This window comes from Vibrio sp. 10N.222.51.C5 (genome assembly GCF_041474575.1).
Taxonomy (GTDB): domain Bacteria; phylum Pseudomonadota; class Gammaproteobacteria; order Enterobacterales; family Vibrionaceae; genus Vibrio; species Vibrio crassostreae_C.
Genome location: NZ_JBFRUJ010000010.1, coordinates 51,573 through 66,925, shown reverse-complemented (window position 1 = coordinate 66,925; position 15,353 = coordinate 51,573). Strand labels below are relative to the sequence as shown.

Annotated in this window: 13 protein-coding genes; 3 read left to right on the top strand and 10 right to left on the bottom strand. The window is 45.1% G+C overall.

The window, feature by feature from the left end:
• Positions 1–321: 321 nt before the first annotated feature.
• The 3 genes from polA to hemB all read right to left on the bottom strand — a co-directional run bounded on the left by polA (position 322) and on the right by hemB (position 5,355).
• Positions 322–3,120, bottom strand: a complete 2,799-nt coding sequence (gene polA / locus AB4558_RS03510) for a DNA polymerase I (protein ID WP_372158018.1) — start codon at positions 3,118–3,120, stop codon at positions 322–324.
• A gap of 680 nt (positions 3,121–3,800) precedes the next feature.
• The gene (locus AB4558_RS03505) at positions 3,801–4,235 is read right to left on the bottom strand and encodes a GNAT family N-acetyltransferase (protein ID WP_017063054.1); all 435 of its coding nucleotides are present in this window, start codon (positions 4,233–4,235) and stop codon (positions 3,801–3,803) included.
• A 76-nt stretch (positions 4,236–4,311) separates the two neighbouring features.
• Positions 4,312–5,355 (bottom strand): porphobilinogen synthase, encoded by a 1,044-nt coding sequence (hemB, locus tag AB4558_RS03500; RefSeq protein WP_017060158.1) that lies wholly within the window; start codon positions 5,353–5,355, stop codon positions 4,312–4,314.
• Positions 5,356–5,563: 208 nt separating this feature from the next.
• Between hemB and AB4558_RS03495 the strand changes: the two genes are divergently transcribed.
• Positions 5,564–6,325, top strand: a complete 762-nt coding sequence (locus tag AB4558_RS03495; RefSeq protein WP_104216339.1) for a TatD family hydrolase — start codon at positions 5,564–5,566, stop codon at positions 6,323–6,325.
• A 530-nt stretch (positions 6,326–6,855) separates the two neighbouring features.
• Here AB4558_RS03495 and tatC read toward each other — a convergent pair.
• From tatC to rmuC, 7 genes are all read right to left on the bottom strand, one after another.
• Positions 6,856–7,611 carry a twin-arginine translocase subunit TatC gene (tatC, locus tag AB4558_RS03490; protein WP_017060156.1) on the bottom strand — a complete coding sequence of 252 codons (756 nt, stop codon included), beginning with the start codon at positions 7,609–7,611 and terminating at the stop codon, positions 6,856–6,858.
• Between the two features lie 148 nt (positions 7,612–7,759).
• On the bottom strand, positions 7,760–8,167 hold the full coding sequence (gene tatB / locus AB4558_RS03485; RefSeq protein ID WP_017060155.1) for a Sec-independent protein translocase protein TatB: 408 nt from the start codon (positions 8,165–8,167) through the stop codon (positions 7,760–7,762).
• A gap of 3 nt (positions 8,168–8,170) precedes the next feature.
• Positions 8,171–8,425, bottom strand: coding sequence for a Sec-independent protein translocase subunit TatA (gene tatA, locus AB4558_RS03480; protein WP_017060154.1), 255 nt, complete (start codon positions 8,423–8,425; stop codon positions 8,171–8,173).
• A gap of 53 nt (positions 8,426–8,478) precedes the next feature.
• On the bottom strand, positions 8,479–10,113 hold the full coding sequence (gene ubiB / locus AB4558_RS03475; protein ID WP_017065813.1) for a ubiquinone biosynthesis regulatory protein kinase UbiB: 1,635 nt from the start codon (positions 10,111–10,113) through the stop codon (positions 8,479–8,481).
• Complete coding sequence (locus AB4558_RS03470; protein ID WP_017063051.1) at positions 10,110–10,715, bottom strand: SCP2 domain-containing protein; 606 nt, start codon at positions 10,713–10,715, stop codon at positions 10,110–10,112. Before AB4558_RS03470 ends, ubiB begins: the two co-directional genes overlap by 4 nt.
• A gap of 98 nt (positions 10,716–10,813) precedes the next feature.
• Positions 10,814–11,593: a bifunctional demethylmenaquinone methyltransferase/2-methoxy-6-polyprenyl-1,4-benzoquinol methylase UbiE gene (gene ubiE / locus AB4558_RS03465; RefSeq protein ID WP_026012235.1), complete on the bottom strand. Its 780-nt coding sequence runs from the start codon at positions 11,591–11,593 to the stop codon at positions 10,814–10,816.
• A 65-nt stretch (positions 11,594–11,658) separates the two neighbouring features.
• Complete coding sequence (rmuC, locus tag AB4558_RS03460; RefSeq protein ID WP_371721998.1) at positions 11,659–13,191, bottom strand: DNA recombination protein RmuC; 1,533 nt, start codon at positions 13,189–13,191, stop codon at positions 11,659–11,661.
• Between the two features lie 138 nt (positions 13,192–13,329).
• Between rmuC and AB4558_RS03455 the strand changes: the two genes are divergently transcribed.
• Both AB4558_RS03455 and AB4558_RS03450 read left to right on the top strand, forming a co-directional pair.
• Positions 13,330–14,238 carry a DMT family transporter gene (locus AB4558_RS03455; RefSeq protein WP_017063048.1) on the top strand — a complete coding sequence of 303 codons (909 nt, stop codon included), beginning with the start codon at positions 13,330–13,332 and terminating at the stop codon, positions 14,236–14,238.
• Positions 14,239–14,702: 464 nt separating this feature from the next.
• Positions 14,703–15,176, top strand: a complete 474-nt coding sequence (locus AB4558_RS03450; RefSeq protein ID WP_372158015.1) for a hypothetical protein — start codon at positions 14,703–14,705, stop codon at positions 15,174–15,176.
• Positions 15,177–15,353 lie beyond the last annotated feature (177 nt).

Sequence of the window (15,353 nt, the reverse complement as noted above, 5' to 3'; positions counted from 1 at the left end):
CGGGGGAATGATAGGTTGGAAATATTTTTCTTTCGCACAAGAAAAAACGCCCCAGTCAAATACTGACTAGGGCGGCTGAATCAGCCTAATCCAATAACGTGAAACAAAAGGTCTGAAAGATAGAACATCTTACCTCTGTACCCTACGAGATTTAATGTACAACAATTGCTCAGAAATGAAAACAACTTTTGTAGTTTTTTTTCATGAATGTTTTATTAAAACACCTAAATTCTTATTACGACTTAACTTTATTTGAGACAAAAAAAAGCCAGTGTTTGTGCACTGGCTCATACTAATTTGCTTATTAAGGTCAAAAACTGATTAGTGGGCTTGATCCCAGTTGTCACCGTGGCCAGCTTCCGCGACAAGCGGCACTTCTAGCTCTGCAGCGGATTCCATCAATTCTTGTACTTTACTTTCAATTTCGGCTAAAGATGACTCTTCCACTTCAAACACCAATTCATCGTGTACCTGCATAAGCAGTTTTACACGACCATCGCCTTCCGCTTGAATCCACTCATCCACCAACAACATCGCTTTCTTAATGATGTCCGCTGCTGTGCCTTGCATTGGCGCATTGATCGCCGCGCGTTCAGCAGCTTTACGACGCATGCCATTACGAGATTGAATCTCAGGAAGGTGCAGTCGACGACCGTAAATGGTTTCAACGAAGCCTTGCTCTGAAGCAGCACTGCGCGTGTCTTCCATATACTGCATTACGCCAGGGTAACGCTCGAAGTAAGTGTCCATGTAGTGCTGTGCTTCGCCACGAGGAATACCCAGTTGCTTAGCCAAGCCAAAGGCACTCATACCGTAGATAAGACCGAAGTTAACGGCTTTAGCACGACGACGTTGTTCAGTGGTCACACTCTCAATATCAACACCAATGATCTCAGCAGCCGTTGCCGCGTGGATATCTTTGCCTTGTTGGAATGCTTCCAGAAGCGCTTTATCACCCGAAAGGTGCGCCATGATACGCAATTCAATTTGAGAGTAATCGACCGCTAGAATCTTCCAACCATGTTGTGCAACGAATGCTTGGCGGATACGACGGCCTTCTTCATTACGAATTGGGATGTTCTGCAGGTTTGGATCTGTTGAAGACAATCGACCCGTTGCTGTCACCGCTTGGTGATAAGACGTATGAATACGACCCGTTTCAGCGTTGATCATCTTCGGTAGTTTATCTGTGTAGGTCGACTTTAGTTTCGCAAGGCCACGATACTCAATGATCAGCTTAGGTAGCGGGTAATCAAGAGCCAACTCTTGCAGCACTTCTTCGTTGGTTGAAGGTGCACCTGATGGCGTTTTCTTGATAACAGGCAGACCCATTTTCTCAAACAGGATCGCTTGCAGCTGTTTTGGCGAGTTCATGTTGAACTCTTGCTCTGCAATCTCGTAGGCTTTCTGTTCTAGCTCATCCAATCGAACCGCAATCTCTTGCGATTGAGCGCCCAGCAACATGTCATCGATGAATACGCCGGTACGTTCAATGCGAGACATTACAGGGATCAGTGGTACTTCGATTTCTTCATAGATGGCTTTTAGCTTTTCATCTTGCTCAATGTTTTCCATCAAACGGTTATGAAGACGTAGTGTCACGTCAGCATCTTCTGCTGCGTATGGAGACGCTTCTCCCAGCTCAATCTGGTTGAAAGTAAGCTGCTTCTTACCTTTACCTGCGATTTGCTCAAATGAGATGCAGCTGTGCTGAAGGAAACGCAGCGCTAGGCTATCCATATCATGCTTGCCGCCAACGCTATTAAAAACATAAGACGCTAGCATGGTGTCGTGCTTGATGCCTTTCATCTCGATACCGTAGCGCGCTAAAACGCTCATATCGTACTTCAGGTTTTGACCGACTTTAGCCTGTGCGTCATCTTCAAGAATCGGCTTAAGCTGTTCAAGTACCCAATCACGATCCAGTTGTTGAGGTGCATCTAAGTAGTCATGAGCAACCGGTACGTAAGCGGCAACGCCTTCTTCGGTTGCGAATGATAGACCAACAAGGTTAGCCACCATGTAGTCCAAGCTGTCTGTTTCAGTATCAAAGGCAAACACCTCTGACGCTTTCAGTTTCTCTAGCCACGCATTAAAAGAGGCTTCATCTAAGATGGTTTCGTAGTTGCTGCGATCAATCGTCACTGCAGAGGTGTTCATTTCTACGGTAGAAGTGGTTGATGCCGTGCTGCTACGCACAGCACCCGACTTTTCATCCGCCTCAACCACACCGCTGCCGCCTTCCAGTAGCTCGTTCAACCAAGATTTGAAGACCAGTCGACCGTATAGCTTAATCAGCTCATCCGTATTTGGTTGTGCTTTTACAAGCGACTCAGGTGTCTCTTCTAACTCGACGTCCAGTTTGATCGTTGCAAGCTCGTAAGACATCTCAGCGTTGTCTTTATTATCAATCAGCTTCTTAGCCATGGTTTTTGAACCACGGAAGCCAAGAGCGGCAATATCATCTAGGTTTTGGTACAACTTCTCGATGCTACCAATGCCTTGTAGTAGAGCAGTTGCTGTTTTGTCACCAACACCTGGAACGCCAGGAATGTTATCCACTTTATCGCCCATCAGTGCAAGGTAGTCGATAATCAGCTCAGGTGGGATGCCAAACTTCTCTATCACGCCTTCGCGATCCATAACCACGTTGGTCATGGTGTTGATCAAAGTAACGTTGTCATCAACCAGCTGCGCCATATCTTTATCGCCAGTACTGATCAAAACCGGCATGCCCGCTTTAGATGCTTGAGAAGCTAGCGTACCAATCACATCATCCGCTTCAACGCCTGGGATCGAGATAAGTGGTAGACCCATTGCGCGAATCACGTTGTGCAAAGGTTCGATCTGACAACGTAGATCATCCGGCATAGGTGGACGATTAGCCTTGTACTCTGGGTACATGTCATCACGGAACGTCTTTCCTTTTGCATCAAAAATAACCGCAATACGATCAGAAGCAAATTGACGCATCATGCTGCGCAGCATGTTAACTACACCGTAAACCGCGTTAGTCGGGATATCACCATTGCTCATGGTGCCAGGGTAAGCATGAAACGCGCGATATAGGTAAGAAGAGCCATCGATCAGAATCAATGGATTATCAGGAATACGAGCCATAATGTTTGTGTATCCAGTAAGTACAGAAATTATCTGTTAAGAATGCCACGTCTGTTGGTTGGATTCCACGTTGTCGATCTGTATCCGTTCACTCGGTTGTGTTCGTTATAATCGATTTGTTGTTATTTTTTGTTCTTAGACGCAAGCGTTCTGTGGATAACTCTGTTTATATTATTTATCCACCCTGTTGAGAACTACGGTGAACAACTCAAAAAACACCAATAAACAACTGAAAATAAAGAATAATTTTACAGATCGAACAGATGATCAACGATCTTTTCTCGATCTTGCGTTGTGGAAAAGAATGCTGATGGCGTTTTATTCATAAAAATACGTGCCACTAAATATGCATCTTGTTGAAATGGTAGGTATAAAAAAAAGCGACACCCGAAGATGTCGCCTAGCAAAAACCGGTAAAGCCATTCAAATTGAATACCACAGCTTTACCTAAAAGCTATAAATTACACTGGAAGCAATGTGAGCAATGTCGTGTCAAAAAGAACTTAGTACAAGTTCGCGAGAATTCTGTTGGGTAACCAAGTAGATACTTGAGTACTTAACATCCTTGTGAACATTTCCTCATTCCCTAAGACGAAGTTAATAATAATGATTCTCATTTAATAGTCAACAATTAAATGATAATAAATCTCATTTGATTTATAAACCGTTAACAGCAGTGCTTAAATTTGCTTCAAAAAATGGATTCTATGGTCATTAATGTCTTCTTTTTCTTCAAATCTTTCGATTAGGTAACCGTTTCTCAATAACAGGCGCAACATTGCAGGGAACTGGTTACGAGACTTAACCTTTAACTGTCTGTAGCCCTGCTCTTTCGCCCACTGTTCCTGAACGTCTAATTGCGCCTGTGCAACGCCTTTGTTCCTCGCGAGCGGTGACACGCCACCAAACCAGCTGTAAAAAGTATCTTGATCCAATTCATAGCCGATCTTAAAGCCAAGCAACACGCCAGCTTCTTCAGCCACTAAGATAAGGCTCTTTTTCCCTGCCAGCCGCTCTGACAGAGAAGCGACACTCTCTTTTTTAGCGAACTCAGAGATCTGCTCGACCACAGACACCACTTCTTCTAAAGAACCTTCACGTACGACAACTGACATCTTATTCATCCTTATAAACGAAAGGGCTGGCACAATGGCCAACCCTTTACTGATCACTTAAGTGAGATCTACACGGTTACTTTTCTTTTAAATGCTCAGCAGCTTGTGCGTTATCTTCAGCAAGCCACTCTGCGACATCTTTAGCGAAGTAAGTAAGAATGCCATCAGCGCCAGCACGCTTAAAGCACAACAGTGATTCCATGACGGTTTCGCGCTCTTTCAGCCAGCCGTTTTGAATCGCCGCTTTGTGCATCGCGTATTCACCAGATACTTGGTAAGCAAACGTAGGCGCTTGCAGTTCGTGCTTAACACGACGAACAATATCAAGGTAAGGCATGCCTGGTTTCACCATCACCATGTCCGCACCTTCATTAAGATCCATCGCGACTTCATGAATCGCTTCATCGCTGTTGGCTGGATCCATCTGGTAGTTCTTCTTGTTACCACCTTTCAGGTTCGAAGCACTGCCAACTGCATCACGGAATGGGCCGTAGTAGCACGATGCATATTTTGCAGAGTACGCCATAATCTGAGTATGAATATGGCCCGCTTCTTCTAACGCTTCACGGATCTTACCAATGCGACCATCCATCATATCCGATGGGGCAACTACGTCAGCACCCGCTTCAGCGTGTGATAATGCTTGCTTGATCAAGACTTCAGTCGTCTCGTCATTCATCACGTAACCATCTTCATCGATGATGCCGTCTTGGCCGTGAGTGGTGAACGGGTCTAGTGCTACGTCAGTAATAACGCCAATGTTTGGCACATGCTCTTTTAGTAAACGTACAGCGCGCTGCACCAAACCTTCTGAGTTATGAGCTTCAGCTGCGCATAAACTTTTAGCATCTTGGTTCACGACTGGAAATAGAGCAATCGCAGGAACACCCAGCTTTGACAGGTAATCTGCTTCCTCAAGCATGTAGTCGATCGACAAGCGTTCAACACCTGGCATTGACTCGACAGGCTCGCGGCGGTCTTTACCCATCAGGATAAACATTGGGTAGATTAGATCATCCACAGACAATTGATTTTCTGCCATTAGGCGACGGCTAAAGTCGTGCTTACGCATACGGCGCATACGGCGACCTGGGAATTGACCTTGAATTGAAACAGACACTAGATTCTCCTTGCCTAGTCTAAGCACCGAAATACTTAGATATGAAAAGTGCTAAATACAGGCAAAAGCATATCACTGATGGCTCAGGACGCTAGCAGTAAAATATGAAACCCACTCAAAAATAGGGATAAGTGGCAAAAAATGACCTTCTCCTCACACTGCCGTATACTCATGACAACTCAGTAAAGACCGCTTTCAGGACAAAACAATGATCGACACCCATGCTCATATTTACGCTAGTGAATTCGATGAAGACCGCGAACAAGTTGTGCAGCGCGCACTGGCTCAAGGGATTGATACCATTCTATTGCCGAACATCGATTTAGAATCTATCGAACCAATGTTAGCAACGGAAGCGCAGTTTCCTGATGTGTGCCGTTCAATGATGGGCTTACACCCTTGTTATGTGGATGCGAATATCGAGCAAACCCTCAAAACCATTCGAGCTTGGTTTGATAAGCATGACTTTATCGCCGTGGGTGAGATTGGTATCGACTTGTACTGGGATAAAACCTTCAAGGCTGAACAAGAGATGGCGTTTGTGACTCAACTGCAGTGGGCAAAAGAGCTTGATCTACCTGTGGTGATCCATACTCGTGATTCCATTGAAGAGACACTTGCCCTACTTCGTAAAGAACAAGATGGCAGCTTACGCGGGGTATTCCACTGTTTTGGCAGTAGCTTAGAGGAAGCTCAAGCGATCAACGAGCTAGGCTTTCATTTAGGTTTAGGCGGCGTATCGACCTTTAAGAACTCGGGGATGGATAAGGTGATTCCACATCTTGATATGAATTACGTCATCCTAGAGACAGATTGCCCATACTTAGCACCAACACCGAATCGCGGTAAACGCAATGAACCAGCCTACACAGAATTAGTAGCAAAACGCATCGCTGAATTGCGCGGCAAAAGCATCGAAGAGGTGAATGCAATCACCACAAAAAATGCAATCAGCTTATTCAACTTGTAAAAACCTATACAATTCAACAAAAAATGTAAGTTTTGTATATTTTGTTGAATGAACTATTAAACTAGTACAACATAAGCCGCCTGAATATCTCGACGGTAATTTATGTGTAAGCACCCCCACTTAAGGCGTAAACATCGAACTCTATGGCACAAAGTAATTGGCATCAAAGAGCTGTATAATTGCACTCAATGTGGATACCAATTGAAAGTAAGATAGATACGCAAAATCAAAGCGGCTAGCGTCGCTTTTTTGTTTGTTCAGTGGAAAGTTAGAATTTACAGTTTAGTTTGAGTTACTATCTCATTCAATATATCATCAACCGCCTGCATATGGAGGTAGTTGATTATGTGTGACCATTCACAACACTTACAACGTCAACATCGAACCCTATGGCATAAAATTTTGGGCATCAAAGAGCTCTATATATGTCAGAACTGTGGCTATCAGTTAAAGATTCGATAAACAGACATAATAAAAAAGCGGCCCTAGGCCGCTTTTTTATTATGTGATTTTTACTGAAGCATTCCGAATCAAGATTCAGCTTCTTCCTCTTCATCCGCATCTGGCTTACGCGTATAAAAACGTGCGAAGAACAGACCAATCTCAAACAGAATACACATTGGAATCGCCAACAGTGTTTGCGAGATCATATCTGGTGGTGTCAGCATCATACCGATGATGAAAGCACCCACAACAATGTAAGGACGCTTTTCAGATAGAGATTGAGGCGTTGTTGCACCTGTCCAACACAACAAGATAATCGCAACTGGCACTTCAAAGGCAATACCAAAAGCAAAGAACAGCGCGAGTACAAAATCAAGATAGCTTGAGATGTCGGTTGCGAACTCTACTCCCCCTAATGATATGGCCGTAAAAAAGCCAAATACTAACGGGAATACAATGAAGTAAGCGAACGCCACACCACAGTAAAACAGCAATGAACTTGAAGCCAATAGCGGCATGATCAAGCGTTTTTCATGCTTGTATAAACCCGGAGCAACAAAAGCCCACACCTGATACAAAATAAACGGAACCGCGAGGAATATAGACGCGATCAAGGTTAATTTCAGCGGTGTGAAAAATGGCGATGCAACATCGGTTGCGATCATCGTCGCCCCTTCCGGTAGACGATCTACCAAAGGTGCTGATACGAATTCATAAATATCATTAGCAAAATAAATTAGCCCGACAAATATCACTAGCACCGCGACAATCGCACGTAGTAGGCGATTACGTAGTTCTAGAAGGTGGCTAATTAAAGGCTGTGTCTGCTCAGTCGAAGACATGTCAAACCTCTTAAACAGGAAGATCGAAAAGGAGTCGCGCGTGTATCTATCCAGTTGGATTGGTATCCACTTGAATAGTTATTTACTTGAATAGCTATCTATTAAAACATCTAGCGACTCAAGTATCCGGCGACTCCTCCTTGCGAGACTATTCGGCTTTCTTATCTGACGGTGCTGAAGCTTCGCTGTTGACCTGAATGGTTTCAGATTCCACAGTTTCCATGACACTAGGTTTAGTCTCACTTGGCTTATCAGACTCAGGCTTAGCATACGGACGTTGAACCTCAGCAGCGGCCTGCTTGAGTTCATCGACTGACGCTTTAAGGTCTGGAGATAAATCTTCCATACCCATTTTTTCCGCCTTGCGTAGGTTTTCTTGCAGCTCTTGCACCTTAAGCTCATGAGAAAGTTCATCTTTCACACTGTTTGCCATGCTTTTCGCTTGTCCAACAAACTTGGAAATACTGCGAATCGCCACGGGCAAACGCTCAGGCCCTAAAACCACTAACCCAACGACAGATATTAATACCAGTTCCCAAAAACCGATATCAAACACGATTTACGCCTGCTCTTTGTCTTTCTTTGTTTCAGCAGTTGTTTCAGCGTGAGCTTCTGTCTTCTGCTGTTCAATATTCTTTGGTTCGAAGTCTGCATCTTTCTTATCTGCAGGCTTGTCTTCATCGCTCATCGCTTTTTTGAAGCCTTTAACCGCTGAACCTAAGTCACCACCCATACCGCGCAGTTTCTTTGTTCCGAATAGCAAAATTACAATTACAGCAATGATTAGAAGTTGCCAAATACTGATACCACCCATTGTCATTGTCCTCGGGTCTGTCTACACATAAAAATATTAAGAGAGTCTACTGTCTAACGACGGTAAGCTCGCCAACTAAGCAACCAAAATGTGACACCTGCGATGCCACAGCCCATAGATAGCTGCTCATAAGGGCTTGAAACTAATATTGCGGAGCATACGACTAAAGTGGCTCCAACGCCAAACAAAAACTTTCCAGTTGCTTGCTGACGCTTACTATCTCGGTAACCTTGATAAAGCTGATCCATTCTGTGGTTCATCGCTTTACCTTGGCGCAAGCTGTCATAAAGTAGCTCTGGCAGCTCTGGCAGTTTTTCTGCCCAGAATGGCGCACGCTCTTTTACTGCGTTGATCACAGCTTGCGGCCCCACCTGATTCATCATCCAGGTTTCAAGGAAAGGCTTCGCCGTTGCCCACAAATCAAGTTGCGGATACAGCTGACGGCCTAGGCCTTCGACATACAACAAGGTCTTTTGCAGAAGCACCAACTGAGGTTGAACCTCCATGTTGAAACGTCTTGCTGTATTAAATAAGTTTAGCAACACATGGCCAAATGAGATCTCGCCAAGTGGTTTTGCAAAGATTGGCTCACACACCATACGGATCGCGAACTCAAAATCATTGACGTTAGTGTCGTGTGGCACCCACCCCGAATCAACGTGTAGCTCAGCAACTTTACGGTAATCTCGATTGAAGAAAGCCAACAAGTTCTCTGCTAAATAGCGCTTATCTTCGCTATTGAGCGTACCAACAATGCCACAATCCAAACCAATCCACTGAGGGTTATCTGGATTCTCTGGGTTAACAAATACGTTGCCCGGGTGCATGTCTGCATGGAAAAAGCTATCTCGGAATACTTGGGTGAAGAATACCGTCACACCGCGTTCCGCGAGCAGTTTCATGTTGGTGCCGTTGGCTTCTAGCGTCTCAATATCGGAGACTTGAATACCATAGATTCGCTCTGACACCATCAGGGTTTCGCTGCTTAGATCAGGGATAACCTCTGGAACATACAGCTCTTCACTGCCTTCAAAATTACGTCGCAGTTGAATGGCATTGGCCGCCTCACGGCGCAGGTCGAGTTCATCAAGTAACGTTTTCTCGTACTCGTGAACCACTTCAACCGGTTTCAAACGACGTGCTTCAGGAAGCGACTTAGCGACTATACGCGCCATTCGGTGCATCAGTTTTAGATCTGCGTCAATCACCGGGCGAATATCAGGTCGAATGACCTTCAGAACAATCTCGCGACCGCTCTCTTTAAGCTTTGCGGTATGCACCTGAGCAATAGAAGCAGAAGCCAGTGGCTCGATATCAAAGTCGGTAAACCAGTTGTCTAAACTGCCACCCAACGCCTTTTCCATATCTTGCTTCGCCAATTGACCATCAAACGGCGCAACTTGGTCTTGCAACAACGCCAACTGATCGGCGATATGAGGAGGGAACAGATCACGACGTGTCGACATCATCTGTCCAAACTTGATCCACACTGGACCAAGTTCTTGCAGCGCAAGGCGCAAGCGATGACCCAACTCTTTATCTTGATGCTTGTTCTTGAGCCAAAACAGTGACTTTCGCGCCAACAAAGGGGCTTTAGTCAGTTGGTGTTCCGGCATCAACTCATCAAGGCCGTATTCCAACTGTACCTTGATAATATGATAAAGACGTTTCAGTTCTGCTGGGGTCATGCTTTCTCCAACAGAGCGTTCAACTTAGCTTCAAGACGAGCAGCAGAGCTTTTTACGTCATCAACTTGGTCGCAAAAATGCGCGACTTCTAACGGTGCAGGTGCGATCTTCCACTCTTCAGTCAGAACTTGAGCAACATGGTTTTGATGCTTAGTCGCCTGTTTTGCCACAAAGCCACCGACGTTTTTAACGCCTTGCACCAAGGTATGCGCAACCACATCACCCGTTACGCGCGATAACCACTCTTCCAAATCAGGCTTGCAGTCTGTCATCAGCTGAGCAAATTTCTGTGCCAGTTGAATATCACCCTCTAAGATCAGCTTATCTTGCTTGATCAGCTTGGTGATGTTCGATTGCTCACGCAGTTCCGGTAACACCGATAAATTCAAAGATAGGTAGCAATCAGGCTGCCCTTCGTATTCCGACAACACATCGATTTGTTGGCTGAAAACGAAAGTGAGCGTTTTATTCAACTCTTTCAAATTAACTTGAATGATCTGCCCCTTTAAACGAGACAAACGACGAACCAGTGCTGGATCATCGTTCACGAAAGTATTTAAAGAGGTTTCAATAACCGCGGTTACCAATGGATCAAATGGCATGACTGTCCTTACCTTTGAAAACGGATAAGCCTTAACCTATCCGTTCTATCTTTATTCTTATTGTTTAGCACGCTCAGCGAGCCTGCTACCAAGCTCGACTAGAACTTGTAACCGCGGTGCAGCGCAACAATGCCGCCCGTTAGGTTGAAGTATTTAGTATTCTCGAAACCCGCTTCTTGCATCATGCCTTCCAAAGTCTCTTGATTTGGGTGCATACGAATAGATTCTGCAAGGTAACGGTAGCTGTCTGCGTCGTTGGCAATCAGCTCACCCATTTTTGGCAACAGGTGGAAAGAGTATGCGTCGTAAACCTTTGATAGTGGCTCAAGCACTGGCTTAGAAAACTCAAGAACCAACAAACGGCCACCCGGCTTAAGTACGCGGTACATAGAACGCAGCGCTTGGTCTTTATCGGTTACGTTACGCAGACAGAAGCTGATCGTAATGCAATCGAAGTAGTTATCTGGGAATGGCAACTCTTCAGCGTTCGCTTGTACGTAGTGTACGTTGCCAACAATGCCGCTATCACGCAGCTTATCACGGCCAACATTCAGCATTGAGTTGTTGATATCAGCAAGAACCACGTGGCCTTTTTCACCAACGATACGCGAGAATTTCGCAGTAAGGTCGCCAGTACCACCACCAAGATCTAGGATACGCTGACCAGGGCGAACGCCACTGCAATCAATCGTGAATCGCTTCCACAAGCGGTGAACACCACCCGACATTAAGTCATTCATGATGTCGTATTTAGCGGCTACAGAGTGAAATACCTCTGCTACTTTCGCGACTTTTTCGTCTTTTGCGACTGTTTCGAAACCAAAGTGTGTGGTTTCTGACTCTACTGCTGAATTTGTCTGCACGCTTGTGTCCATAATGCTGTTATCTACCATGGTAAGTTCTCATCGACAGCGCTCTTTGTGTTTAGAGGCGCTGCGGCCGATTAGTTTACTTTATCCTCAGCAGGTTGTCTTTCTACTAAGGAGGCATTTTCTGAAAAAGCCTCATTTTGCGCCATTTCAGCCAAACCAATCGAGATCGGTTTCTTCACTTCAACACCCAATTGCTTGAAGCTTTCGGCCTGACGAATCACGTTGCCACGGCCTGTTACTAGCTTATTCATCGCACCTTGATAGCTTTGGTTGGCTCTATCTAACGAGCTACCAAGGCCTTCCATATCATCCACAAACAAGCGCAGTTTGTCGTAAAGCTTACTTGCACGCTCTGCGATGACTTGAGCGTTCTGGTTCTGTCTTTCATTACGCCACAGGTTATCAATGGTACGCAGTGCCACCAGCAAGGTCGTTGGGCTGACCAAGATGATATTTTGCTCCATCGCGTCTTTCACCAAGCTAGGGTCGGCTTGAATAGCGACTTGGAATGCTGGCTCAACCGGGATAAACATCAACACGTAATCCAAGCTTTGGATGCCTTTGAGCTGATGATAATCTTTCTGGCTCAAACCTTTGATGTGCGCTCTTAACGACACCAAGTGATCACGCAATGCAGCATCACGCTGCTGGTCGGTTTCGGCATTGAAGTAGCGTTCAAATGCCACCAACGCCATTTTGGAATCGACCACCACTTGCTTATCTTGTGGCAGATGCACAATCACATCCGGTTGATAACGCTTGCCCGCATCGTTTTGCAGGTTCACTTGCGTTTGGTATTCGTGGCCTTCGCGCAGTCCTGATTCAGCAAGCACGCGAGCCAGCACCACCTCGCCCCAGTTACCTTGTTGTTTGTTGTCACCCTTTAGCGCTTGAGTCAGGTTCACCGCTTCACGCGTCATACTCTCATTAAGACGCTGCAGGTTTTTAAGCTCATGCACCAAAGTATGACGCTCTTTGGCTTCTTGGCTGAAGCTGTCGTTCACTTGTTTCTTAAAGCCTTCCAACTGCTCTCTTAGTGGAGACAACAAACCTTCTAGGCTCTGCTTATTCTGCTGATCGACCTTGGCGGTTTTGGTTTCAAACAGTTGGTTCGCTAACAATTCAAACTGCTGCTTAAGTCGTGATTCAGCTTGCTCTAGCAACTGCAGCTTTTCGCTATTGGCGAGGTTTTCTTGGTCATGCCTTGCTTCTTGCTCGCGCAGCTCGGCTTCTAATTCAGACTTATGATCTTTAAGCACATTGATCTCATCAGCGTACTGCTGGCGCTCTTGCTTTACCGCCTCAAAGTAGCGCAGTTTTTCCATTGCAGCCATCACCTTACCGTGCGCCTGCTTGAGCTCGAATGCCGCTTTGTCTCGGTCATCATCTAACTCATCGAGCTCTTGTTGCGCCTCTGCGAGTGATGATTTGAGCTGAGCTTGCTGAGATTCATGCAACAAACGATCGGACTCTAGCTGCTGCTCGAGCAATCGCTGCTGAAAAGAGAGCTTCTGTTTAATCCACCAACCCACGACACCGCCGCTGACGAGCGCGCCAGAAATTGCAGCAATAAGCGTTGCCTGATGTTCGATAATCCATTGCATGATAATGATTTAGCCTAATTGGAAATAACTCATTAAATGGTATTTTGATACTGGATAAATGTCCAGTTTGCCGTATTAAAATTCGACAGATAGACTAGGCGCTCCGTATTCTGTCCCATCAAATTAGAATGAGTTGCCATGAACGAACGTCGTGCCTTGGGCTTTGGCCTTTCCGCAGTACTGCTGTGGTCAACGGTCGCTACTGCTTTTAAGCTGACCCTTGCTGAGTTTTCACCGATTCAAATGCTGACCATTGCCAGTATTGTGTCGTCGATTGCGCTGATCGCAGTCTGCGCCTTTCAAGGTAAGCTCTCTCAGCTGAGTACAACGTTCCTTTCAAACCCTTGGTATTACCTGCTGCTCGGCTTGGTTAACCCATTGGCTTATTACCTGATTCTATTCAAAGCCTACGACCTGCTGCCCGCTTCTCAAGCTCAAGCCATCAACTACAGCTGGGCTATCACGCTAACCTTAATGGCGGCGGTTTTTCTGGGGCAAAAGATTCGTAAGCAAGATTGGATTGCGTGTACCTTCAGCTATGCGGGTGTGGTAGTTATTGCCACCAAAGGCGATGTGTTAGGCATGCAGTTCGATAGCCCACTCGGTGTGGCACTGGCGCTGCTTTCTACTCTGCTTTGGGCAGGATATTGGATTCTCAACACCAAAAACAAGGCTGACCCAGTGGTTGGCGTACTGCTTGGTTTCTTAGTGGCATTACCTTTCGCGATCGGTTTAACCCTTTTTGAAGGCGAGAGCTTTAGCCAAATCACAGCGAAAGGTTGGATGGCCGTAACTTATGTTGGCCTGTTCGAGATGGGCATTACCTTTGTCTTGTGGCTCTCGGCATTAAAACTGACCAACAACACGGCACGTATCAGCAACCTAATTTTTGCGTCACCGTTTATCTCGTTGATGCTACTTTCCACTATTATCGGCGAAGAGATTCACCCAGCGACCCTGTTTGGCTTGGTACTTATCATTGCCGGCCTTGTTATCCAGCAGATCAAATGGGGAAAGAAGAAAAACAACCTCAGCCCTGAAAGTTAATGCCCAGAAAGATTAGGATTATCGCACTACGCGACTTCCCGAATTATCAACGATAACAAGCTTTGAATACAAAAATGGCGAGTCCTATGACTCGCCATTTTTATGTAATTTAAAATCTAATGGATAGGCTCAAAGCTTATGTGTAGCGACAATAAAGTTTGCCCGTAAAACTCAAATGAGACAATAAAGTTTGCCCGCAAGAACTGTCTGAACCATCAGACACCCGCTACAATTATGGGAGAACAACGTTTAATCAAAATTTAACCTTCCACACAAACTAACCTCAATCCATTGGCGAGAACTCGCATAAATTTTTAGCTGTAGTTCAATGCCAAGAACAAACTGCGTTGGTTGATGAAGCAAGGCTAGACGTACCACAATTTCTAAAATTCAGTATGGCATGGTACATTGATTACTCATGATTTATTCTATTAAAGTAACCCAAACAGCCAATAGGGTGTAGATTGAGTAAAAACAAAAAAATCTTTCCTGAGCATCAAATATCTCCTGAAATCTTTGTGCTCAATGCATGGGATATGGACTTTAGAATCTCGACTGCTGATTCAGCAGCACTTCACCCAGACTTCATTAAAACTGTTACCTTACTTGCTAGACAAAAAGATATAAGTGTTCATTATTTAGACTTTTCTGAATACGACACTGCTGCAGCTGCACTATCTGCAAAAGAAAACTCTGCTTTTCTTGAAGCTATCGAAAATGGAAGCAAGAAGTCGTTATTATGGTTTGTGAACTGCGATTCACTTGCACCTTTGAATATTGATGTGACTTACTCTCTCCGTACCGTATTGACGACGCGGCAAGGAAACAATACGCAATCAGTATTCATCGCAACTAAAGCTTCACTATTAAAGATGTTCTCTAACCCCGAAGCACCCTTTTATCAGAGTCATTTTAGACTAACTAGATATAGCCGCTAACATTAAACAAACCCCTCAAGATAACGGTTCTACATAACCCCTTGAAGAGCTACACTTCTGTTAATATCCGAGTCGGTTTAAATTCGACTGACACACTTTGGAAAAAACGATTTACGGTCACTAAGCTAAACCGTTTGCTATCAGATTAAAAAACATCTTAAGCTCTTGTAAGCTATC